Genomic DNA, 22,827 nt, shown 5'->3' with positions numbered 1-22,827 from the left:
AACGTTTTCGAAAAAACTCCGGATGCTGGAGAAAACCAAAAAGAAGGGAAAGGGAGAAATGAAAGAAACGGGCATTTCAAAAAACAAAAAAGCAGATGGCACCGGCGTTACAGATAAGTTATATCTTGTACTTCGGATCGCAGTTCTGTTTGCAGTCTTATTTATGTTCATACCTGGAATTAACCCAGCGCGAATCAGTGGAATGATCGGAAGAAACTTATCCTTGTTTACTTCCGGTATCTCATACTCATCACTGGCATCAGAGTTTGGACGTGCATTCCGAAAAGGATGGGTCATGAAGTCAACATTACGGCTTGACTCTGTATCTGCTCTGGTTACCTGTCTTGGAACAGCAGCGGTTGCAGCGGGAGGATGTTTATCACTTGGTAATCTGAAAATGAAAAAACTGAGCAACATCTTCACAGCGGCAGGAAGTGCAGTGATGATCCTCGGACTTGGCGGTATCGCACTTGCATACAGCCAGATCAACAAAACGGAAAAACCTGGTAAGATAGAACCGATCTTTTCCAATGGCTTCTATGCAATATTAATCGTTGCGATCATACTTTTAGCAGTTACATTGATCGTGATGATAAAACAGCCGAAAGTTGAGGCAGGTGCAAAATATGAGATGGAAACAAAGTATCGCCTGTTTCTGATGCTGATGCCGTTTTTAGCACTGGCTGGTGTGTTCTGTTATCTGCCATTATGGGGATGGAGATATGCATTTTTCGATTACAAAGTTGGTGATACTTTAAGCAGGGCTAACTTTGTTGGATTCAAATGGTTCACACAGTTATTTAAGAATCCGGCTACCGTAAGAGATATCATTCGTGTTCTGAAAAACACACTTGCAATGAGTGGACTTGGAATTTTGACAAGCTGGCTTCCAATGGCATTTGCAATCTTCCTTTGTGAGATTAAAAATATGAAGTTCCGCCGCGTTGTACAGACACTTACGACTGTGCCAAACTTCATCAGCTGGGTACTTGTATATGCAATCGCTTTCTGCATCTTCTCAACAGACGGATTTATCAGCAGTTTGATGGTAAATGCAGGAATCTGGTCAGAGGGTGTGAACATGCTGATGGGAGGCAGCCATGTATGGCTGCAGATGTTAGCATGGGGCTTATGGAAAGGAATCGGCTGGAGTGCAATCATTTATATCGCAGCGATTTCCGGTATTGACCAGCAGCTTTATGAAGCAGCAACGGTGGATGGCGCAGGCCGCTTCCAGAGAATGTGGAATATCACAGTGCCAAGCCTGATCCCGACATTCTGTGTATTACTGTTAATGTCAATCGCCAATATCTTAAGCAACGGTATGGATCAGTATTTAGTATTTGAAAACTCTACCAATACAAACGCTATTATGGTACTTGACCTGTATGTATACAAACTTGGTATCGGACAGGGACAGATCCCATTATCAACAGTAATTGGTATGGTAAAATCACTTGTCAGTGTAACCTTACTGTTTGGTGCAAACGGTATTTCAAAACTGATTCGTGGCGAGAGTATTGTATAAGGAGGCATAAGACATGGCAAAAACAGCACAGGAAAAGGCTGATTTAAAAGCCGAAAAGCTTTATGAAAAAACACATAAACGCAAATATCGCTTAAAACCCGGCGATGTCGTATTTAACATTTTAAACTACCTGTTTTTTACATTATTTACAATCGCATGTATATTCCCGTTTTATTACCTGTTCATCAATACGATCAGTGATAACGATCTGGTAATCAGGGGTGTGATCAACTTCGTACCGAGAGGAATCCATCTGGATAACTATACAGCTCTGTTAAACGTAAGTGACCTTTCAAGTGCATTGATCGTATCATTGTCAAGAACAGTACTTGGTACAGCACTTATGGTTGCAGCATCAGGATTTATCGGTTATCTGGTAACAAAAGATGAAATGTGGGGCAGAAAATTCTGGTACAGATTCCTTGTGATCACCATGTATTTTAATGCAGGTCTGATCCCATGGTTCTTAAACATGCAGATGTTAGGACTGACCAATACATTCTGGGCATACATCATTCCTGGTATTGTGGCACCATATAACATCATTTTGGTAAAGACGTACATAGAGTCTATTCCGGCAGAACTCGAAGAGAGCGCACAGATCGACGGAGCAAGTTTCTTTACCGTATTTCGTAAGATCATCTGGCCGCTCAGCAAACCGATCCTTGCAACGATTGCGATCTTTGGTGCAGTTGGCCACTGGAACTCCTTTACGGATTCCCTGATTTTAATGACATCTGCTCCGAAATTATATACGTTACAGCACAGACTTTACATTTACTTAAATCAGGCATCCAACTTAAGTGCATTGATGGAGTCCGGTGGAGCTGTCAGCGAGGCTGTTCTTAAATCAGCAATGAGTGGAAAAGTTATCAAATATACGATTTCCATGGTAACCGTAATTCCGATCTTAGTCGTATATCCATTCATGCAGCGTTACTTTGAGAAAGGTATCATGTTAGGTGCCGTAAAAGGTTAAAGAGGTGTTAACCGCGTGGTGCGGAATCAATATAACACAAAACAAGGAGTAAAATCCTCTCCTCACCAAAGGACTCGGATTTTGCTTCGCAAAACAAGGAGTAAAATCCTCTCCTCACCAAAGGGTTCGGATTTTGCTTCGCAAAACAAGGAGGATTATATGAAAGCTAAAAAAATTGTATCACTGCTTTTGGTAGCTGCGATGACAGTTTCCATGGCAGCCTGTGGGGGAAATGATCAGGCAAGCAACACAAAAAATGACACAGCAGCAGATAATGCTGTGGACGAAGCTGGCACAGAGACTGGAGACGCTTCTTCCGATGAGGCGGATGCTGAGGATCTGGCAGACATCATTCCGGAGGAGACAGTAACTCTTGATGTATTCGACCAGTTAGCAAACTATTCCGGAGAGCAGATCGGCTGGTTCGGTCAGATCATGTTGGACAAATTCAATGTAAAATTAAATATCATTCCGGATTCCGACGGTGTATATGAGACACGTATGGAGTCAGGAAATCTTGGAGACCTGGTTCTCTGGGGAAATGACTCCGATGAGTATCAGCAGGCAGTGAACAAAGGAATGCTCTTTGACTGGAATGAGGATGATATCTTAAGCGATTATGGTCCATACATCAAACAAAACATGCCGTATGCATTACAGAAAAATGCAGACCTTTCCGGCGGTACGGTTTATGGATTCGGATTTGATGTTGCAAGAGATGCAACAGCACGTCAGGATTTCATGTATACCTGGGATTTAAGATGGGATCTTTACAAAGAGTTAGGATATCCTGAGATCAAAACATTAGATGATATGGTAGATGTATTGGGTCAGATGAAAGAAATCTGCCCGACAGATGATAATGGAAAAACAACTTACGGTGTTTCCTTATTTAACGATTGGGATGGAAATATGGTAATGTTCGTAAAATCAACGGCAACTGCTTATTATGGATATGATGAATTCGGTTTTGGTCTTTATGATCCGGAGGAGCAGGTATTCCATCCGGTGTTAGAGGAGAATGGACCTTATCTTACATGCTTAAAATTCTATAACAATCTGTTTCAGAAAGGATTACTTGATCCTGACTCACAGACACAGGGATATGATGGTATGCAGGAAGATTACCAGAACGGTGGAGCATTCTTAAATGTATTCAACTTCTTAGGTTCTACTTTCTACAACTCAGATTCACATGCACAGGAAGGAAAAGCAATGTATCCTTGCCCACCGGAAGATGCAACCCCGATCTGCTATGGTCAGAATATCTATGGTGGAAACCGTATCTGGTCTATCGGTGCTAAGACAGAGTATCCGGAATTGTGTATGGCTATCTTAAACTGGTTATCTACTCCGGAAGGACGTATGACAGCTGAGTATGGTCCAAAGGATGTCTGCTGGTACTATGATGAAAATGGAAAAACACAGTTTACAGATTTAGGACGTGCAGCTAAGACAGATATCAGCACACAGATGTCTGATGGTTACAGCGGAACATTTGATGATGGTTCCTTTAAAATGAACAACACAACATGGGCACTTGATTCCTTAAATCCTGATTCAAACGGTGAGACATACAACTATCGTAAATGGGCTAGTTTTGCAACAGATGCAAATTCTGACATTGAGCAGGATTGGAGAGATAAGACCGGTTTTGCAACAGCAGATGAGTACATGGGATCAAGACCTTACAAACTTTCTCTTGGTACAACATACTCTGAGTCTGTAAAATCTGATGAGTTAAATGTATTATGGACACAGGTTGCTGAGTGCATCAAGACAAATTCATGGAAAGCAATCTATGCTAAGACAGATGCTGAATACGACCAGATCGTTTCTGATATGATCTCTCAGGCAAAAGATTACGGCTATGATGAGTGTATCGCATTCCAGGAGAATGAAGCATCACTTAGAAAAGCAGCTGAGGACGCAGTAAAAGAGACAATCAAATAACGATGTGATGAAAAACAATAGATGGCATGTTATGTAAAGACGTCTGTTGTTTGAAAAGACAGACCTGAGCAAAGGATCCGGACAAAACGTCCGGATCGCCCCGGTCTGTTTTCATCATACTGGATATATTTGTAAAAATCCTGTATGATGAAAGCAGATCAGACAGAAAAAATAAATAAAAGAGAGAAGTGTATTTACAGCACTCTGGATCGGAGGAAAAGATGAAATTTTTCAGTGTGGACAGTCCGTTATACCGTTTTTTGAGCAGATTGTTAGATATTTTAAAATTAAATTTTTTGTGGATTCTAGGAAGTATACCAATTTTTACGATCGGTGTATCAACGACAGCAGCAATGTCAGTTGCACTAAAATTAGCGGATGATGAGGAAGGTTATATTGCAAAATCTTATTTTGAGGCATACAAGGCAAACTTTAAGCAGGGAGTTCCGATGGGACTGATCTTTCTGATTGCGTGGTATGCGGTGTATCTTGATTTCCAGCTTTTTGGAGCGGTGAAAAACAATCCGGTCATTTTGCTGATCATTGGTATGGTCTCCGTATTTCTTGTAATCATTGCGATGATCTATGCATTTCCGCTGTTGGCAAGATACGAAAATACAGTGATCCGTACCATTCAGAACTCTATGGATATTTCAAGAAAATATTTTGGAAAAACGCTGATCTTAGTGATACTTGTTGCTGCGGAAGTGCTGATTTTCCAGTATAATTCCACGATGATATTCCTTGGAATCTTATTTGGCCCTGGATTTATCATTTATACGGTTGCAGCAGTGAGTAAACGTATTTTTCTGCAGATCGAGCGTGTGAATCGTGAGGGTGAATAAGAGATTGTCAATTTTTGGACAGTTCACTATTTAAAAAAGCAGATAAAATATATTTATAGGCAATGAAAAAATATAAAAAGGCAAGAGGAGTAAAGAGATGATCGAGAGCAGCAAAGTACATAAAATTTTATACGGCGGAGACTATAATCCGGAGCAGTGGCCGGAAGAGATCTGGAAAGAGGATATGCGCATGTTTAAACTGGCGCATATAGATGTTGTGACTTTAAATGTGTTTAGCTGGGCAGCATTGCAGCCGGATGAAGTTACCTATGATTTTTCCAAACTGGATAAGATCATGAAATATGTAAAAGAAAACGGATTAAAAGTCTGCTTTGCAACCTCAACAGGTGCGCATCCGGCATGGATGGCAAGAAAATATCCGGATATCCTGCGTGTGGAGCATAACGGTATGAAACGTAAGTTTGGAGCACGTCATAATTCCTGCCCAAACAGTCCGACCTACCGGAAATATTCCGTGGCACTGGCTGGAAAACTTGCAGAGCGTTATAAAGATTATGACAATATCGTTGCATGGCATATTTCCAACGAATATGGCGGAGAATGTTATTGTGAAAACTGTGAAAAAGCATTCCGTGTATGGCTGCGCAAAAAATATAAGACGATCGATGAGTTAAACCGTGTGTGGAATACTTGTTTCTGGAGCCATACATTTTATGACTGGGATGATGTCGTTCTGCCGGATATGCGTTCGGAAGAATTTAACTGGGATGGTATCCGCACAAACTTCCAGGGAATTTCGCTCGATTACCGCAGATTTAATTCAGACAGTATTTTAGACTGTTATAAGTTAGAGCGTGATACGGTAAAAGCATATACACCGGACGTTCCGGTTACCACGAATCTGATGGGATTTTATCCGTCATTAGACTACCAGAAATGGGCAAAAGAGATGGATTTTATTTCCTGGGACAGCTATCCGTCATTTGGGGCAGAAACAGAAAACAATGCGATGGCGCATGATCTGATGCGCGGGTTAAAGGGCGGAAAACCGTTTGCACTGATGGAGCAGACACCGAGTGTGAGCAACTGGCATACTTATTGTGCCCTGAAACGTCCGGGTGTGATGCGTTTATACAGCTATCAGGCAGCAGCGCATGGAGCAGACACGGTCATGTTTTTCCAGATGCGCAGAAGCATAGGTGCCTGTGAAAAATATCATGGTGCAGTGATCGACCATGTTGGTAATGAAAATACAAGGGTATTCCGTGAGATTACGGCGCTTGGGGAAGAACTTGAAGGACTTTCGGATACATTGCTTGGCGCACGTACTCCGGCAAAAGTGGCAATGGTGTTTGACTGGGATAACTGGTGGGCAACCGTGCTGTCCGCAGGACCAAGCCGATGCATCAATTATTATGAAGAAATCTATCAGTATTATAAAGCATTGTTGAATCTTCATATTCCGATGGATTTTGTTGGTGTGGATGATGAACTGTCCGGTTATAAAGTTGTGATCGCACCGATGTTATACATGTGTAAAGACGGTTATGATGAAAAAATCCGTGCATATGTCAAAGAAGGAGGTACATTTGTAACTTCCTATTTCAGTGGTTATGTGGAAGATCATGATCTTGTTATTACAGGCGGATACCCGGGCAGACTGCGCGATATCTTAGGCATCTGGGTGGAAGAATCCGATGCCATCCCGGAGGGGAATGTCGGAATGAAACACACTTTTGCATACAAAGATGTCACTTACCCGGCTGAAGTACTCTGTGACCTCTTACACACCGAAGGTGCAGAAACGCTTGCCGTTTATGACAATGATTTTTATGCCGGAATGCCGGTACTGACCTGCAATTCCTTTGGAACAGGAAAAGCCTGCTACGTTGCAACCCGTTCAGACGGAGAGTTTTACCGTACCTTCCTGACGGATATCCTGAAAGATGCCGGTGTCGAGGCTCTCGCTTCAGGCAGCGAAAAAGTAGAAATCACCCTCCGCGAGAACAAAAATGGCAGCTTCTTATTCCTCTTAAATCCAACGGATGAACCACAGGAAGTAACGCTGAAAAAAGCCGGAACCGACCTGCTCGGTAAAGCAGATTACCAGGCAGGAGAAAATATTGTGCTTGAACCTAAAGCAGTTGCGATCATCCAGAGTTTCGCACCAAATACAGAACAATGAAAAGGGACACATGTTATGGAACAGCAGAAAGAACAACAACTTCTTGAAACCGTAGACCGCATCATTGCAGAAGGACCGTATCAACCCACCTGGTCCTCCCTGATGCAGGCAAACACCCCGGACTGGTTTAAACAAAACCATTTTGGAATCTTCATCCACTGGGGTGTTTACAGCGTTCCTGCAAACTCTAATGAATGGTATCCGAGGAACATGTATATCGAAGGAATGCCTGCATATGAACACCATGTAAAAACTTACGGAAGCCAGAAAAATTTTGGTTACAAAGATTTTATTCCAATGTTTCGTGCTGAAAAATTTAACCCTGCAGAATGGGTAAAATTATTTAAAGAGGCTGGTGCCGGTTATGTATTTCCGGTTGCGGAACATCATGATGGATTTCAGATGTACAAAAGCGGACTGTCCCACTGGAATGCCGCAGAGATGGGACCAAAGAGGGATGTGCTTGGGGAACTGAAAGAAGAGATTGAAAAACAGGGTATGATGTTTTGTGCATCTTCCCACCGTGCAGAACACTGGTTTTTCTTAGGGCATGGAAAAGAATTTGACAGTGATATCAGAGAACCTCTGCAAAAAGGAGATCTGTACTGGCCGTCTATGCCGGAACCGGATGCGGAAGATCTTTATGGAGAACCATATCCGACGGAAGAATTTTTAAATGACTGGTTAGCACGCACCGCAGAACTGATCTTAAATTATCAACCATCGCTGCTTTATTTTGACTGGTGGGTACAGCATCAGGCATTTAAGCCATATTTAAAGAAAATTGCAGCATTTTATTATAACTGTGGCGTAAAATGGGGCAAAGATGTAAAAATCTGTTATAAACATGATGCAATGATGTTTGGCAGCGGTATTGTAGAAGTAGAACGAGGTGGTTTTGCGGAGGCAAAGCCGTATGAATGGCAGACAGATACGGCGGTAGCAAGAAATTCCTGGTGCTATACAGATACGTTAGATTATAAGAGCAGCAATGAGATCATCTGTACGCTTGTTGATGTGGTCAGCAAAAACGGAAATCTTTTACTGAATATCGGTCCAAAAGCGGATGGAACCATACCGGATGGCGACCGTGCGATTTTAGAAGACCTTGCAGGATGGATGAAAGTAAACAGTGAAGCCATCACGGGGGCAAAGGTATGGAGAAAATCCATGGAAGGACCTACTGTAACGGCAGAAGGGCAGTTTCAGGATCAGAAAGAACTGAAATTTACAGACAGAGATTATCGTTTTACGATTAATCATGGAAATATTTACGCGATTGCGTTACAATGTCCTAAAGATGGTGTTTTCTGTATCCATTCACTTGCAGACAGCAGTGACCAGAATGTACCGGAGTTTCATGGCATCATTGATTCGGTGGACATTTTAGGATATGACGGTAAGCTGCAGTGGTCTGTTGACGGGGAGGGACTTCATGTCACAGCACCCGGAATAAACAGCAGATTTCCGGTTATAGTACGTGTTTGCCCGGAATAAATAGTGGGAAATGCCGGTCTGACTGAAAGACAAACGAAAGGTGTAGAAATATGAGTTTGTTTGCCCGGATAAAAACGTTTATAGGTAACTTAAGACTGCGGGAGAGAATGCTCTTTATATATATTGCCGGAGGAATTCTGCCGATCTTGTTATTGGATATTTATACTTATCAGAATACAAGAACGGTACTGATCCAGAAAGCAAAGGAAAGCGAGATGGATGGACTGAATATGATCGCAGATTCCATGAGCGAAAGTATGTCCGTCATCTCTGATATTTCCAAACAGATGTACTTTGATGAAAAGATCGAGCATATCGCATTTCATCAATATGAAAATTATTCAGAGATTCTTGCAGATTACAGAGACTATGATACCATTTCTGATTATCTGAAATATTATTATCATGAAATTTCAAGTATCACATTGTATCTTAATAATGATACAATTTCCAATAATGAATATTTTGTACATGTAGACCAGGAGATCGCAGAGAAACCATGGTACCAGAATACATTAGATCTGGATGGAAAGCCTTACTGGTCTTATTCGTATGATTCGCTCAAACGCAAAGATTCCCTTCGGATGTCAAGACTTTTATATACAAAGGATATGGAGCCGGTCGGTGTACTTGCGATAACCATGCAGTATAAGCGTACAGAACTGCCGGTGCAGGAGCGGACACAGGATACTTATTTAGTGTATGATGATACTGTGGTTTTACATCGCAATGAAAATAACCGTGATACAGATGAGATGATTCTGTTATTAAAGCAGATCAAAGATGATACTTATTCCGGAAAAGTACGTTTTCAGGGCGAAGATACCTGTCTTTTATCGACAGTGCGGGTAAAACCGGATTACTCTGATGATTATTATACGTTAGTAAGTGTATGTCCGTATGAGGAGATTGCCGGATCAGCAGCACGCAGTGCGTTGGGAAGTCTTGTGCCGCAGCTTGTATGTGTGGCATTTGGACTTGGAATCATTTTAGCATTTTCCAATCAGTTCAGTGCAAGGGTAAATACGTTCCGTCTCCAGATGCACAAGGCGGCAACCGGAGATTTTAATATTACAGAAGATATCGGCGGTGAGGATGAAATCACAGATCTTTATCGTGATCTGAAGGTTATGATCGATTCTATCCAGGAACTGATGAATAATGTGATCAAGGAGCGTGTGCAGAAAGAACAGGTCAATGCAAGGCAGAAAGAAGTGGAATTTAAGATGCTTGCAAGCCAGATTAATCCGCATTTTTTGTATAATACGTTGGAGACGATCCGCATGCAGGCAAGGATTCACAATCAGCCGGATATCGAAGAATTAGCAAAAATGCTTGCAAAGATCATGCGGAGAAATATTCAGGTAAGCAATACATTACAGCCGTTAAAATCAGAATTGAAGTTAGTCGAGTATTATCTGAAAATACAGGATTACCGTTTCCATGACAGGATTCATTACAGTATTGAGACGGAGGGAGATATCAGTTCACTGAAGGTTATGCCGCTATTGATCCAGCCCTTTGTGGAAAATGCATTTGTGCATGGACTTGAGGCAAAGGAAAGCGGGGGAGAAATCGTGATCAGGGTTGAAGTGAGATCCCATCTGTGGATTACAGTATCAGATAATGGATGCGGAATGTCCATGGAAAAACTAGACGAAGTGCGTAAGGCGTTGAATGATTTTGACAATCTTGACCGGACGCATATCGGAATCTGTAATGTCAATCAGAGAATTAAACTTCAGTATGGGGAGAATTACGGAGTAGAATTTGAGAGTAAGACAGGAGCAGGAACGAAAGTCAGTATCAAACTTCCGGTTCTGACGTCGGAAATTGAGTAATGAAATATTACATTCTGAAAATGAGAAAATAATTTAAAGGGGCAGGATATATGGGAAGGAGTTTTTTATACAAAGGTATAGGTAAAACTTTTGTATGTAAATATTTTGCATGCAATAGAACAGTGTGCAGCAGGATCGTAAGTGGTCTTATCACAGGCAGTCTGCTGATGGGGTTATATGGCTGTGGGGCCACAGAAAATACAACTGTTTCAGACACACAAAAGCAGGAGAGCAGTCAGGAAGATTTAGAACCGGTTACATTTACATTTTATAATGCGGACGGGATGGAGGACACATGGACAGATCCTGTCGCACAGAAAATAACAGAAAAGACAGGTGTTACGCTAAAGATGGATTACCCTGCGGATGCCAGTGATAACCGTATTGCGCTGATGGTTGCAACCGGGGAATATCCGGATCTTGTGTTTGCAAAAGGGGATGCTCCGACATTGATCCAGAATGATGCATTGATTGATATGTCAGATCTGATCGATGAGTATGGTCCTAATATTAAAAAATTGTATGGAGATGAGTACGAAAATCTGCGTTATTCCAGTGATGATCCATCTATTTACCAGTTATGCAGTGACAAGGTGCAGGAAGAAATATTGGAAACATCAGGGACAGCCCAGCTCCAGTGGGCGGTATTGCAGGAAAACGGGTATCAGATACCATATACATTAGATGAATATACACAGATGATCCGTGACTATATGGTAAAATATCCCACTATTAATGAAAAACCGACCATCGGTATTTCCATTGCATGTTCTGACTGGCACTGGTATACGATGTTGTCTAATCCGTCCGGGTTTATCGCAAATGGTTCGCCGGATAATGGTCAGTGGATCGTGGATGAGGACAAGGAAGAAGTATATTATAAGCATGCAGCGGATGGACAGAAAGAATATTATGAATGGCTGAACGAAATATATAATGAAGGAATTTTAGATCCGGAATTTGCCACACAGACACACGAAGATTATATTATGAAGATTGCAGACGGCAGGGTGCTTGGACTGCTGGATAAAGACTGGGATTATGCAAATGCGGAGGTATCTTTAAGATCGGAAGGACAGGACGAGCGGACTTATGCGGGACTTCCGGTTACGATTGATGAATCTGTAAAATGCCCGTCTTTAAAGCAGAGAAGTCTGGCAGTCGGCTGGGGAATCGGTATTACGAAAAGCTGTAAAGATCCTGTACGGGCGGTCAAATTTCTGGACTGGATATGCAGTGATGAGGGACAGATCCTTCTGAACTGGGGAATCGAAGGAGTTAACTACTATTATGATGAAAATGGAAAACGCTGTATTACGGAGGAAGACCTTGAGGTATCGAAAAGTGATACGAATTATTCGGAGCGCACAGGAGTTGGCTTCCGTGTATATCCGTTTCCAAGTTATGGAAATGAGGCAGTTGATTCTACCGGCAATTCATACAGCAAGAGTTCAAGAAATGTGATAAAGGAAAGTTATGATGAGATGGAAAAAGAGGCATTAAAAGCATGGAATGCAGATATGCTGATCGATATTTTCCCACAGAAAGAAGAATTTGAAAAAGAAAATTATTCACCGCTCTGGTCTTTGACACTGCCGGATGAGCTGAATCAGATATTAAGTAATCTGAATGACATAGCATGGAAAGGACTGATCGACTGCATTGTCTGCAAACCGGAGGATTTTGATGCAAAATGGGATGAGATGCAGCAAAAATTAAAAGCTGTCGGTCTAAAAAAAGCAGATCAGGAAATGACCGCGTTACTGCGGGATGAGATCAGCCGCCGAGAGTAGATGGGTAAATGCGAAAGAGTCGCAAGCACCTCTTTGTTCTAAAAAGAAAATACAGGGATAGGAAAGAGAAATAAATTTATGGCAAAAAGAATCATGATTCAGGGAACAATGTCAAATGCTGGGAAAAGCCTGCTTGTAGCAGGTTTATGCCGTATTTTTAAGCAGGACGGTTACCGTGTGGCACCATTCAAATCCCAAAATATGGCACTCAACTCTTATATTACCGAAGAGGGACTTGAGATGGGGCGTGCGCAGGTCATGCAGGCAGAGGCAGCAGGGATAAAACCGCAGGTCTGCATGAATCCGATTCTTTTAAAACCAACGAATGATACAGGCTCCCAGGTGATCGTAAACGGCGAAGTGCTTAAAAATATGAAGGCACGGGATTATTTTGCGTATAAAAAGAAACTGATCCCGGATATTTTAAAAGCATATCAGACGTTAGAGCAGCAGGCTGATATCATAGTGGTCGAAGGAGCCGGCAGTCCGGCAGAGATCAATCTCAAAGAAAACGATATTGTAAACATGGGGCTTGCAGAGTTATTAGACGCACCGGTACTGCTCGTCGGGGATATTGACCGTGGGGGTGTATTTGCACAGCTGATCGGTACATTAGTTTTGTTAGAAGAAAAAGAACGGGAACGCATTAAAGGACTTATCATCAATAAGTTCCGCGGGGATGTGTCGATCTTAGATCCTGGTATACAGATGTTAGAGGAAAAAGGCGGGATTCCGGTTACCGGAGTCGTGCCTTATATGCATTTAGTACTTGAAGATGAGGACAGTCTGTCAGACCGGTTTACGGATCACGAGGAAAAGGCAGTTGATATTGCAGTTATCCGTTTTCCGCGTATTTCCAATTTTACGGATTTCATGGTATTTGAATCGATCGAAGGTGTTTCTGTCCGCTATATAGATACACCGGAAAAGCTGCATCAGCCTGACATGATCATTCTGCCGGGCAGCAAAAATACGATGGGTGATTTAAAATGGATGCGTCAGAATGGTCTGGAAGCTGCCATAAAAAAGCATGCGAAAAATCAGGATGCCGTGATCTTTGGAATCTGCGGCGGCTACCAGATGTTAGGAGAGTGTATTGCAGATCCTTATGGTGTTGAGGAGGGCGGTATGCTGCGCGGCATGGAACTTTTGCCGATGGTAACAGAGATGGAACAGGAAAAGACGAGAACACAGGTGGACGGGGAATTTGAAAAACTTTCCGGTGTGCTGTCTGTACTGTCCGGCATGAAGCTGACGGGGTATGAGATTCATATGGGAGCGAGCAGCAGAACGGATTTTACGGAAAATGAGATGGATATGGCTGCTGCAGATCCGTGTCAGAGAGCGAGAGCTGAAATTCTGCAGAAATCACAAAAACAGCAGGAAATGCAAAGCCGGAAAACCAAATTGCGGAGATATCACAATGAAAATCTGTGCTATATTACAGATCAGAATGGAATGAAAAAGACAGATGGAATATGCAAAGGAAACATCTATGGTACGTATGTCCACGGTGTATTCGATGCAGACGGTATCGCCGCAAAGATCGTGGAAGCACTGGCAGCAAAAAAAGGAATTTCCATGGAGACAGCAACACTGCAGAGTTATCAGGAATTTAAGGAAACGCAGTATGATAAACTTGCTGATACACTGCGGGAATATTTGGATATGGATGCGGTGTATCAGATGATGGGAATGGAACGGTAAATTATCTGACAGAGGAAATTTGTTTGTTGCTGAATACAGGAAACTGTCCTATAATAAACGATAGCAGAAATAAATAAAAATGCTGGTTTGCGGGTGACATGAGTTTCCTCGTATAGGGTGGTTCCGGGGGTTTTCGATTGGCAAATTGCATCAAGCCGGGACTGTTTTGTTCCGTTGTCCGAAAATAAGAAAGTCTAAGTATGCCTGCTTCAGGTTGAGGCGGAGTGACGTGTGCGTCCTAAATGTGCCGTCCGGGCACATTAGGACTTGTGCTGCCGTCCATGGCAGCACAACACTGTATTGTGAACAGGCATACAAAGACTTTCTAATTTTCTCCCAAAGTCACAAAAGCAATCCCGGCTTGATGCGATTTGCCAGCCGTAAGGCTGTGAACCACCCTTCGTTGGGAAACTCATTTTACAACCTTGGGGGTGCGTAAATTTTTAGTGTTTTGTGTCTGAATCTGATTAAAAAAAGATTTCCAAATAACTATATTCAATGGTTTATTATTTGTTTGACAACACTGGCAAAAACCTCGATATATACCACTCTGCCCATATTTATTGCCATACACATTTGAAAAAATATTCTGCGTTATTAATCTGGCAATTTACGAAAAATTTCATGTAATACAATGCAGCAGCTGAAAATTTTGGAAAGTCATCAGGCTAAATATTAATGATACAGCACATTAGAATTTTAAGCATATTTTTATTCGTGCGAATATCAAAAATCCACACCCGCGCCCACAATTCTGAGATGAACCGCCCACCCAAATGGTGTTCACAACCTGGAGGCTGGCATCTTGCGCAAAGCCGGAGCTAATTTTGTGACTTTGGGAGAAAATTAGAAAATCTTGGTGTGCCTGTCTATACATAGTGATGTTCTGCCACGGATGGCAGAACAAGGCAGCATCGAGTCATGGATGACTCGTTGTTGCCGGTCACGTCACTCCGAGAAAATCTAATTCAGGCATACCTAGACTTTTCTTATTTTCGTACAACGGAACAAAAATTACTCCGGCTTTGCGCAAGATGCCACTCACAATCCTACGATACACCATTTGGGGAGATGATTTATTTCATAAACAAACCAGCATTTGTTGGGAGCTTATAAAAATATAGATATTATAGAAATGGACAAAAAATACATGACAAACCAGCAGCTTAAGCAAATCAAAATCAGAAAACCAGATGAGAACATACGGAAAAAAGTGCAGGAAAACTGGGATTCCCTGGCGAAACCATTAGACGGTCTGGGAATTTTTGAAAAGATATTTACGCAGATCGGTGCAGTGACGGGCGATGAGAGTGTTCCGATACAGAAAAAGGCAGTTATCGTGATGTGTGCAGACAATGGAATCGTCGAGGAGGGCATCAGCCAGTCCGGACAGGAGGTCACGTATCAGGTTGCAGAATCCATGGGAAAAAGAAAAAGTTCTGTCTGTCTTATGGCAGCACAGGTGAATGCCGAGGTGATACCAATCGATATTGGTATCGCAGCAGAAAAAACACCGGAGGGTGTCTGGAACAAAAAAGTATGCCCTGGTACCAAAAACTTCTTAAAACAGCCTGCGATGACAGAGCAGGAAGCACTAGCTGCGATTGAAGCAGGGATTAAAAGCGTCAAAAAATGTAAAGAAGATGGCGTGATGCTGTTTGCAACCGGTGAGATGGGAATTGGAAATACAACAACCAGCAGTGCTGTGGCTGCGGCACTGCTGGACTGTGGGACTGCAGATATTACCGGAAAAGGTGCAGGGTTAAGTGATGAGGGATTACAGCACAAGATAGAAGTCATCAATGCAGCACGGGAAAAATATCAGTTTGATTCCAAAGAGACATTCCGGATTCTGTGTTCGGTTGGAGGACTTGATATTGCCGGCTTATGTGGTGTGTGTATCGGAGGAGCAGTTTATGGTGTTCCTGTTGTGTTAGACGGTGTGATCAGTGCAGTTTCTGCACTTGTGGCAGAACGGCTGGTGCCGGGGGTAAAAGATTTTTTGATCGCCTCCCATAAAAGCAGAGAGCCTGCTGCGGCATTGATCTTACAGGAACTTGGAGTACATCCGGTCATTGATGGTGCGTTAGCACTCGGTGAGGGAACAGGCGCAGTTCTGATGTTTGGACTTCTGGATACGGTACATGCTGTCTATGATAACAGGACAACTTTTTCAGATATCAGGGTGGAAGCATACCGGAGGTTTACGGAAATATGATGATATTGGTAACAGGTGCAAGCGGCAGCGGAAAGTCGGAATATGCGGAAAATCTGGCAGTGAAGCTGGCAGGGAAAAAGAATCAGGATACTGGAAATAAAATCCCGGATGCGGACCACGCATCAGAAATCTGTGATGGATATCTGTCAGCGGAAAGTCATAAGTTGTATTATCTTGCGACGATGCGTGTGTATGGAGAAGAGGGCATGCGCCGGGTGGAGAGGCACAGAAAATTGCGCGCAGGAAAGGGATTTTATACAGTGGAGTGTCCCATAAATGTGGACGAAGCATTTTCAGAAATTCTTATGTGCGTAGGGGATGAATTCGGCAGAAAATCATCTATGCCGGTGGCTTTGCTGGAGTGTATGTCCAATCTTGTCGCAAACGAGATGTTTCCGGAGCCTGGAGATGAGCAGGAGAGAGGCTGTATGGAGGAAGAAAATCCCGCAGAACAAAATGATGTATATATAACAAAGAAACAACAGAAAGAGACAAATAGCTGTGCCCAAAATATAATCCGTCAGATCAGGCATCTGAGAGATCAGACCGCTCATTTAGTGGTCGTAACCAACCAGATTTTTGAGGACGGAATCACTTATGAGCCGGGGACGACGGAATATATCAGAAATCTTGGGCAGATCAATCAGTTGCTGGCAGAAATGGCAGATTCAGTTGTTGAGGTTGTTGCGGGAATCCCGCTTCTTGTAAAATAACCCGGAAATGGAGACGATTATGACAACAGCATTAAAAGCATTTATCATTGCATTTTCCATGTATTCGCAGATCCCAATGCCGCAGTTTACCTGGCAGGAAAAAGAAATGAAATATGCATTTTGTTTTTTTCCATGGGTGGGAGCAGCGATCGGTGGAATCACGATGTTCTGGTGGTGGTTCTGCGGAAAGTTTTCGGTTGGAAATATGGCATTTGCCATGATAGGTGCAGCAATCCCGCTTGCAGTTACCGGTGGATTTCATGTGGATGGTTTTATGGATACGATGGACGCATTCCATTCCTATCAGCCGAGAGAGCGGAAACTTGAGATCTTAAAAGATTCCCACATAGGTGCTTTTTCCGTGATCTGTCTGGTGCTTTATGAACTGATTTATATCGGAGCTTATTCAGAAATAAATGCTGTGCGGCAGATAGAAATTGCAGCAGTCGGATTCTTTTTATCGAGATGTCTAAGCGGTATAGCAGCAGTGACCTTTCCAGGCGCTAAAAAAGAGGGACTTTTATATATGTTTACGAGCAGGGCACATGAACGGACAGTAAAGGCAGCACTTTTTTTGCAGACACTGTCGGCAGCAGTGTTGATGCTATATATAGACGGCATTACCGGTGCAGCCGTTTTAGTGGGTGCCGGCATTACTTTTTGGTATTATTATAAAAAATGCAAAAAGGAACTCGGCGGTATTACCGGGGATACCGAAGGGTATTTTGTGACAGTGTGCGAGGGTGTGATCGTTTTGGCTGCTGCGGTATGTAAAATTGTATTAATTTAAAAAATACGTTTGATTTTGCTATACTAAGAGCATATAAATCCAGAGGTGTAGCGTGGAACTTAGAGTATTAAATTTTTTTTAATGGTTGCCAGAGAAGAAAATATTACAAAAGCAGCACAACTGCTTCATGTAACGCAGTCGACACTTTCCCGTCAGCTCATGCAGTTGGAAGAGGAATTGGGAGTGCGGCTTTTTCACATAGGAAAACATAGCGTAACCTTGACAGAAGATGGCATGTTACTTCGCAGGCGGGCACAGGAGATTGCAGCATTATCAGAGAAAACGATTTCAGAATTGAAAAATAAAGGTGATATGCTTTCAGGGGAGATATTTATTGGGTGCGGCGAAACGAGAAGTATGGAGATTTTGTCCGAAAATATCAGAAATTTTCGAGAAATCTATCCTCTGGTACAGTTTCATATATACAGTGCCACAGCGGATGACATTAAAGAGTGTATAGAGAAAGGATTGCTCGATATTGGACTTTTAACAGAGCCTGTTGATATATCAAAGTATGAATTTATTCGTATGCTGGGCAAAGAAAGATGGGGCGTGTTAGTAAATCCGGATTCTCCGTTGTATGTAAAAGAAAGTGTATCACCTGCTGACTTATCAGGTATTCCGCTTATCATGGTACAGAGAAATTCTGTAAAAAATGAACTGGCAAACTGGTTTGGCGATATTTATGAACAATTAGATGTGGCAGCTACTTATAATCTTATTCTGAATGCAGCCAGTAAAGGAAGGCGTGGGGACAGCGGTTTGTTTTGATCTTGGGATGATGTATGGAGAGTTACGATTCATTCCGTTTACCCCACAACTGGAAACGGGCTCAGTTCTGGTATGGAAGAAAAATCAGGCGCATGCTGACACACTGCGGTTATTTTTACAGTTTGTTAAAAATGCCTTATAAGCATTGCTCACAATTTATAATGGGTATTAGACATAACATATATATGAAAGTAAAATGAAGGTGTTCCGAAAGGAGCATCTTTTTAATTAGCTGTAAACAGCACCACTCGGGCGCGAAAGAGTCGCAGGCGACTCTTTGTTTCGTATAATACTCCTTAGTCAGGGGGTTATATTAGAAGAAATATGGGACTATGAGAGGATAAGAGGATGACAAAGCAGGAGGCTGCAGATGGCAGCAAAAGGCGTGGAGTCTCCGATTATCGGGGCAACGAAGGTGAAATATATTGATGATGCAGTGGGTGCACTTGATATACATTTAGCGGATGAGGACGTTGCTTATCTGGAAGAAATGTATGTGCCACATCCAGTCATCGGAGCAATTGATAAAAACCCGGAGCAGGGAGTCATATTATTGGATGAGAAAAATAGAAAGTGCACAGGCTGCATGATATTCATTTTGAGCAATAAAGAAAGAAAGGACAAAGACTATGAAGAAAAATATAGGATTGGAAAAGAACTTTTCGAAGCAGATATGTTAGTAATAGTAACTCCTTTATATTATTATGGAATGTCAGCACAAATGAAAACAGTAATTGCTGGTTTGTTTATGAAATAAATCGCTCGTCCAAATGGTGTGTCGCAGGTCTGTGAGTGGCGTCTTGCGCAAAGCCGGAGTAATTTTTGTTCCGTTGTCCGAAAATAAGAAAAGTCTAGGTATGCCTGAATTAGATTTTCGCGGAGTGACGTGAACGGCAACAACGAGTCATCCATGACTCGATGCTGCCTTGTTCTGCCATCCGTGGCAGAACATCACTATGTGTAGACAGGCACACCAAGATTTTCTAATTTTCTCCCAAAGTCACAAAATTAGCTCCGGCTTTGCGCAAGATGCCAGTCTTCAGGTTGTGAACACCATTTGGGTGGGCGGTTCATCTCAAAATCTGGGGGCGTAAGTGCGGATTTTTGATATTCGCACAACTGAAAATATGCTTAAAATCCTAATGTGCTGTATCACTGATATTCAGCCTAATGACTTCCCAGAATTTCCATCTGCTACATTGTATTACATGAATTATTTCGTAAATTGTCAGACCAAATAACACAGAATATTTTTTCAAATGTGTATGGCAATAAACATAGGCATAATGGGATATATTGAGGTTTTCCAGTATTATCAAACCAATAATAATCTATTAAATATAGTTATTTGGAAATATTTTTTAATCTGATTCAGACACAAACACTAAAAATTTACGCACCCCCAAGGTTGTAAAATGAGTTTCCCGGCTAAGGGTGGATCACAACTTAGTGGCTGGCAAATCGCATCAAGCCGGGATTCGTTTTGTGACTTTGGGAGAAAATTAGGCAATCTTAGTCTGCCTGTTCGTAACACAGTGTTGTGCTGCCACGGACGGCAGCACAAGTCTTAATGCCCCCGGACGGGGCGTTTAAGACGCACACGTCACTCCGAGAAACATTAAATCAGGCTGACTTAGACTTGCCTTATTTTCGTACAACGGAACAAAACAGTCCCGGCTTGATGCAATTTGCCAATCAAAAGCCTGTGAGACCACCCTTAGCCGGGGAACTCATGTCACCCGCAAACCAGCATTTATCGGGGCGTTTGTTTAATAAAAGAAAGCACTTGTAATTGAAAGTATACTATGATACACTTGTCGACAAGGAAGTTCATTTCCGATGAGGTTGTCAGATATAAATCTATACCGCCTGAAGAGGCGATCCACGGGCATCAATCTGCCGGTAATCCTGTAAATAAAAATAAGTGCTGTTGGGGAAAATGTGTTTTGCAGGCAGCCATAAACCTGTCGTAGAGCGTGTGGGGGAATACAGACAATTTTATGGTTGACATTTCAGAAAAAATATAATACTATTAGAACAGAAAAACGAACATAAGTTCGCACGGAGGAAAGAAATGGCAAAGGAAGATAAATATAAAGAGATCAATGCAGTAAAAAATGATAAACTAAAAGCATTAGATGCTGCAATTTCACAGATTGAGAAGCAGTATGGCAAGGGATCTATAATGAAGCTCGGAGATAATTCCGCACATATGAATGTGGAGACGATCCCTACCGGTTCTTTAAGTCTTGATATTGCATTAGGTTTAGGCGGACTCCCGAAGGGAAGAATCATTGAGATCTATGGACCGGAGTCTAGTGGTAAGACGACAGTTGCACTGCATGCGGTTGCAGAGGTACAGAAAAGAGGAGGCATTGCTGGATTCATTGACGCAGAGCATGCCTTAGATCCGGTCTATGCAAAGAATATCGGCGTTGATATTGATAATTTGTACATATCACAGCCGGACTGCGGAGAACAGGCACTTGAGATCACTGAGACCATGGTGCGTTCCGGTGCGGTAGATATTGTGATCGTTGACTCCGTGGCAGCACTTGTTCCAAAGGCAGAGATTGATGGAGATATGGGTGATTCACATGTAGGACTTCAGGCACGACTGATGAGCCAGGCACTTCGTAAGCTGACTTCTGTTATCAGCAAGTCAAACTGTGTGGTTATCTTTATCAACCAGCTACGTGAAAAAGTAGGTGTAATGTTCGGTAACCCAGAGACAACGACCGGTGGACGTGCGTTAAAGTTTTATTCCTCTGTCCGTATGGATGTCAGAAGGATTGAGGCATTAAAGCAGGGCGGGGAGGTTGTTGGAAACCGTACCAGAGTAAAGATCGTTAAGAATAAGGTGGCACCACCATTCCGTGAAGCAGAGTTTGATATCATGTTTGGACAGGGTATTTCAAGAGAAGGTGATATCTTAGACCTTGCGGCAGATAAAGGGGTTGTTAACAAGTCCGGAGCATGGTATGCATATAATGGAGATAAGATTGGCCAAGGACGTGAGAATGCAAAGCAGTATCTGAAAGATAACCCACTGATCTGTGAGGAGATTGAGGCAAAAGTCAGAGAGATGTTAAAGGTTGACGGAACCGAAGAATCTGAAGAAGCAAAGGAAAACGAGACTGAGGCACAGAGTATAAAGGCTGCTGAAGCGATTGTAAAAAAAGCTGAGGCGATCGAGAAGGCTGCGTCATCAGAAGCGGAGGAATAAAAGATGCAGGAGTTACTTGTCACTGAAGTAATTCCCCGGGAAAAAGGAAGGACTTCCATTCGTTTTGACAACGGGATGGAAGTCCTTTTATATAAAGGTGAGGTAAGAAAATTAGGTTTACAGGAGCAAACTGTCATATCCCGGGAAAAATATGATGAGATCATTTATGAAATACTTGGAACAAGGGCAAAGAAACGCGCAATGTTTCTGTTGGAACGAATGGACAGGACAGAGCATCAGCTGAGAGATAAACTGATGCAGAATGGATATCCTGCTGTCTGTGTGGATCTTGCAATAGATTATGTAAAAAAATATCATTATATTGATGATCTGCGTTATGCAACAAATTATATTTCATATCAGCAGAAGAGGAAGAGCCGTCAGAAATTAAAAATAGATCTTTTAACAAAAGGAATTGACAAAAACGTGATAGAACAGGCGCTGGATGAAGCGTTTGACAGTGATGAACAGATAAAGATCCGTCAGCTTTTAGAGAAGAAGCATTATGATCCAAAGGAATGTGATCGCAAAGAAAAGCAAAAAACATACCAGTATCTGATGCGTCGTGGATTTAAGGGCAGCGATATTTTACATGTTATGAAGATCTGGGACGGATACGAGGAATAAGAATGCAGTAAAACCTGGATTTTTGGTACAATATGTTGTATTGGAGCAAAATAAAAATGCAATATTATGCACATTGAACAGTTATCTACTTGACATAAATATTAAAATAGAATAAAATTTATATGTTGTAATTATGACAGATAACAATCCATGTTTTAATGTTATATGTACAATGAAAATTTAATAAAGGAGG

16 protein-coding genes are annotated in these 22,827 nt (G+C 42.1%); all 16 read left to right on the top strand.

Annotated elements, in window-relative coordinates; all coding sequences use genetic code 11:
- Window positions 1-58 precede the first annotated feature (58 nt).
- The 16 genes from H8S51_RS11465 to H8S51_RS11385 all read left to right on the top strand — a co-directional run bounded on the left by H8S51_RS11465 (window position 59) and on the right by H8S51_RS11385 (window position 22,634).
- Complete coding sequence (locus tag H8S51_RS11465) at window positions 59-1,528, top strand: ABC transporter permease (RefSeq protein WP_186900449.1); 1,470 nt, start codon at window positions 59-61, stop codon at window positions 1,526-1,528.
- Window positions 1,529-1,541: 13 nt separating this feature from the next.
- Window positions 1,542-2,507, top strand: a complete 966-nt coding sequence (locus H8S51_RS11460; RefSeq protein WP_117922533.1) for a carbohydrate ABC transporter permease — start codon at window positions 1,542-1,544, stop codon at window positions 2,505-2,507.
- 159 nt (window positions 2,508-2,666) lie between these two features.
- Entirely contained in the window at window positions 2,667-4,460 is a 1,794-nt protein-coding gene (locus H8S51_RS11455) for a type 2 periplasmic-binding domain-containing protein (protein ID WP_117922541.1), read from the top strand.
- Window positions 4,461-4,681: 221 nt separating this feature from the next.
- Complete coding sequence (locus tag H8S51_RS11450; RefSeq protein ID WP_117922534.1) at window positions 4,682-5,305, top strand: YesL family protein; 624 nt, start codon at window positions 4,682-4,684, stop codon at window positions 5,303-5,305.
- 97 nt (window positions 5,306-5,402) lie between these two features.
- Window positions 5,403-7,451 carry a beta-galactosidase gene (locus H8S51_RS11445; RefSeq protein ID WP_186900448.1) on the top strand — a complete coding sequence of 683 codons (2,049 nt, stop codon included), beginning with the start codon at window positions 5,403-5,405 and terminating at the stop codon, window positions 7,449-7,451.
- A 15-nt stretch (window positions 7,452-7,466) separates the two neighbouring features.
- Entirely contained in the window at window positions 7,467-8,948 is a 1,482-nt protein-coding gene (locus H8S51_RS11440) for an alpha-L-fucosidase (RefSeq protein WP_186900447.1), read from the top strand.
- A 50-nt stretch (window positions 8,949-8,998) separates the two neighbouring features.
- Entirely contained in the window at window positions 8,999-10,789 is a 1,791-nt protein-coding gene (locus H8S51_RS11435; RefSeq protein ID WP_118209148.1) for a sensor histidine kinase, read from the top strand.
- A 50-nt stretch (window positions 10,790-10,839) separates the two neighbouring features.
- Window positions 10,840-12,582: an ABC transporter substrate-binding protein gene (locus H8S51_RS11430; protein ID WP_186900446.1), complete on the top strand. Its 1,743-nt coding sequence runs from the start codon at window positions 10,840-10,842 to the stop codon at window positions 12,580-12,582.
- A gap of 78 nt (window positions 12,583-12,660) precedes the next feature.
- Complete coding sequence (locus H8S51_RS11425) at window positions 12,661-14,289, top strand: cobyric acid synthase (protein ID WP_117922539.1); 1,629 nt, start codon at window positions 12,661-12,663, stop codon at window positions 14,287-14,289.
- 1,135 nt (window positions 14,290-15,424) lie between these two features.
- Entirely contained in the window at window positions 15,425-16,507 is a 1,083-nt protein-coding gene (gene cobT / locus H8S51_RS11420; protein ID WP_241070690.1) for a nicotinate-nucleotide--dimethylbenzimidazole phosphoribosyltransferase, read from the top strand.
- Window positions 16,504-17,220, top strand: coding sequence for a bifunctional adenosylcobinamide kinase/adenosylcobinamide-phosphate guanylyltransferase (locus H8S51_RS11415; RefSeq protein WP_118208763.1), 717 nt, complete (start codon window positions 16,504-16,506; stop codon window positions 17,218-17,220). The genes cobT and H8S51_RS11415 overlap by 4 nt, the downstream gene beginning before the upstream one ends.
- A gap of 19 nt (window positions 17,221-17,239) precedes the next feature.
- Window positions 17,240-18,010, top strand: coding sequence for an adenosylcobinamide-GDP ribazoletransferase (locus H8S51_RS11410; RefSeq protein ID WP_117922675.1), 771 nt, complete (start codon window positions 17,240-17,242; stop codon window positions 18,008-18,010).
- Between the two features lie 81 nt (window positions 18,011-18,091).
- Entirely contained in the window at window positions 18,092-18,781 is a 690-nt protein-coding gene (locus H8S51_RS11405) for a LysR family transcriptional regulator (RefSeq protein ID WP_334294414.1), read from the top strand.
- A gap of 370 nt (window positions 18,782-19,151) precedes the next feature.
- Window positions 19,152-19,538 (top strand): NAD(P)H-dependent oxidoreductase, encoded by a 387-nt coding sequence (locus H8S51_RS18290; protein ID WP_186900635.1) that lies wholly within the window; start codon window positions 19,152-19,154, stop codon window positions 19,536-19,538.
- A gap of 1,317 nt (window positions 19,539-20,855) precedes the next feature.
- Window positions 20,856-22,007 (top strand): recombinase RecA, encoded by a 1,152-nt coding sequence (gene recA / locus H8S51_RS11390; protein ID WP_186900444.1) that lies wholly within the window; start codon window positions 20,856-20,858, stop codon window positions 22,005-22,007.
- A 3-nt stretch (window positions 22,008-22,010) separates the two neighbouring features.
- Window positions 22,011-22,634 carry a regulatory protein RecX gene (locus H8S51_RS11385; protein WP_117919030.1) on the top strand — a complete coding sequence of 208 codons (624 nt, stop codon included), beginning with the start codon at window positions 22,011-22,013 and terminating at the stop codon, window positions 22,632-22,634.
- Window positions 22,635-22,827: the final 193 nt, after the last annotated feature.

Origin of the sequence: Roseburia rectibacter, assembly GCF_014287515.2 — a bacterium.
Lineage (GTDB): Bacteria > Bacillota > Clostridia > Lachnospirales > Lachnospiraceae > Roseburia > Roseburia rectibacter.
This window is presented reverse-complemented; position numbering and strand designations above follow the sequence as displayed.

Coding starts and splice junctions, on each gene's coding strand:
- H8S51_RS11425 (WP_117922539.1), top strand. CDS start 12,661: ATGGCAAAAAGAATCATGATTCAGGGAACAATGTCAAATGCTGGGAAA.
- H8S51_RS11405 (WP_334294414.1), top strand. CDS start 18,092: ATGGTTGCCAGAGAAGAAAATATTACAAAAGCAGCACAACTGCTTCAT.
- recA (WP_186900444.1), top strand. CDS start 20,856: ATGGCAAAGGAAGATAAATATAAAGAGATCAATGCAGTAAAAAATGAT.
- H8S51_RS11455 (WP_117922541.1), top strand. CDS start 2,667: ATGAAAGCTAAAAAAATTGTATCACTGCTTTTGGTAGCTGCGATGACA.
- H8S51_RS11445 (WP_186900448.1), top strand. CDS start 5,403: ATGATCGAGAGCAGCAAAGTACATAAAATTTTATACGGCGGAGACTAT.
- H8S51_RS11450 (WP_117922534.1), top strand. CDS start 4,682: ATGAAATTTTTCAGTGTGGACAGTCCGTTATACCGTTTTTTGAGCAGA.
- H8S51_RS11465 (WP_186900449.1), top strand. CDS start 59: ATGAAAGAAACGGGCATTTCAAAAAACAAAAAAGCAGATGGCACCGGC.
- H8S51_RS18290 (WP_186900635.1), top strand. CDS start 19,152: ATGGCAGCAAAAGGCGTGGAGTCTCCGATTATCGGGGCAACGAAGGTG.
- H8S51_RS11410 (WP_117922675.1), top strand. CDS start 17,240: ATGACAACAGCATTAAAAGCATTTATCATTGCATTTTCCATGTATTCG.
- H8S51_RS11385 (WP_117919030.1), top strand. CDS start 22,011: ATGCAGGAGTTACTTGTCACTGAAGTAATTCCCCGGGAAAAAGGAAGG.
- H8S51_RS11435 (WP_118209148.1), top strand. CDS start 8,999: ATGAGTTTGTTTGCCCGGATAAAAACGTTTATAGGTAACTTAAGACTG.
- cobT (WP_241070690.1), top strand. CDS start 15,425: ATGGACAAAAAATACATGACAAACCAGCAGCTTAAGCAAATCAAAATC.
- H8S51_RS11415 (WP_118208763.1), top strand. CDS start 16,504: ATGATGATATTGGTAACAGGTGCAAGCGGCAGCGGAAAGTCGGAATAT.
- H8S51_RS11460 (WP_117922533.1), top strand. CDS start 1,542: ATGGCAAAAACAGCACAGGAAAAGGCTGATTTAAAAGCCGAAAAGCTT.
- H8S51_RS11440 (WP_186900447.1), top strand. CDS start 7,467: ATGGAACAGCAGAAAGAACAACAACTTCTTGAAACCGTAGACCGCATC.
- H8S51_RS11430 (WP_186900446.1), top strand. CDS start 10,840: ATGGGAAGGAGTTTTTTATACAAAGGTATAGGTAAAACTTTTGTATGT.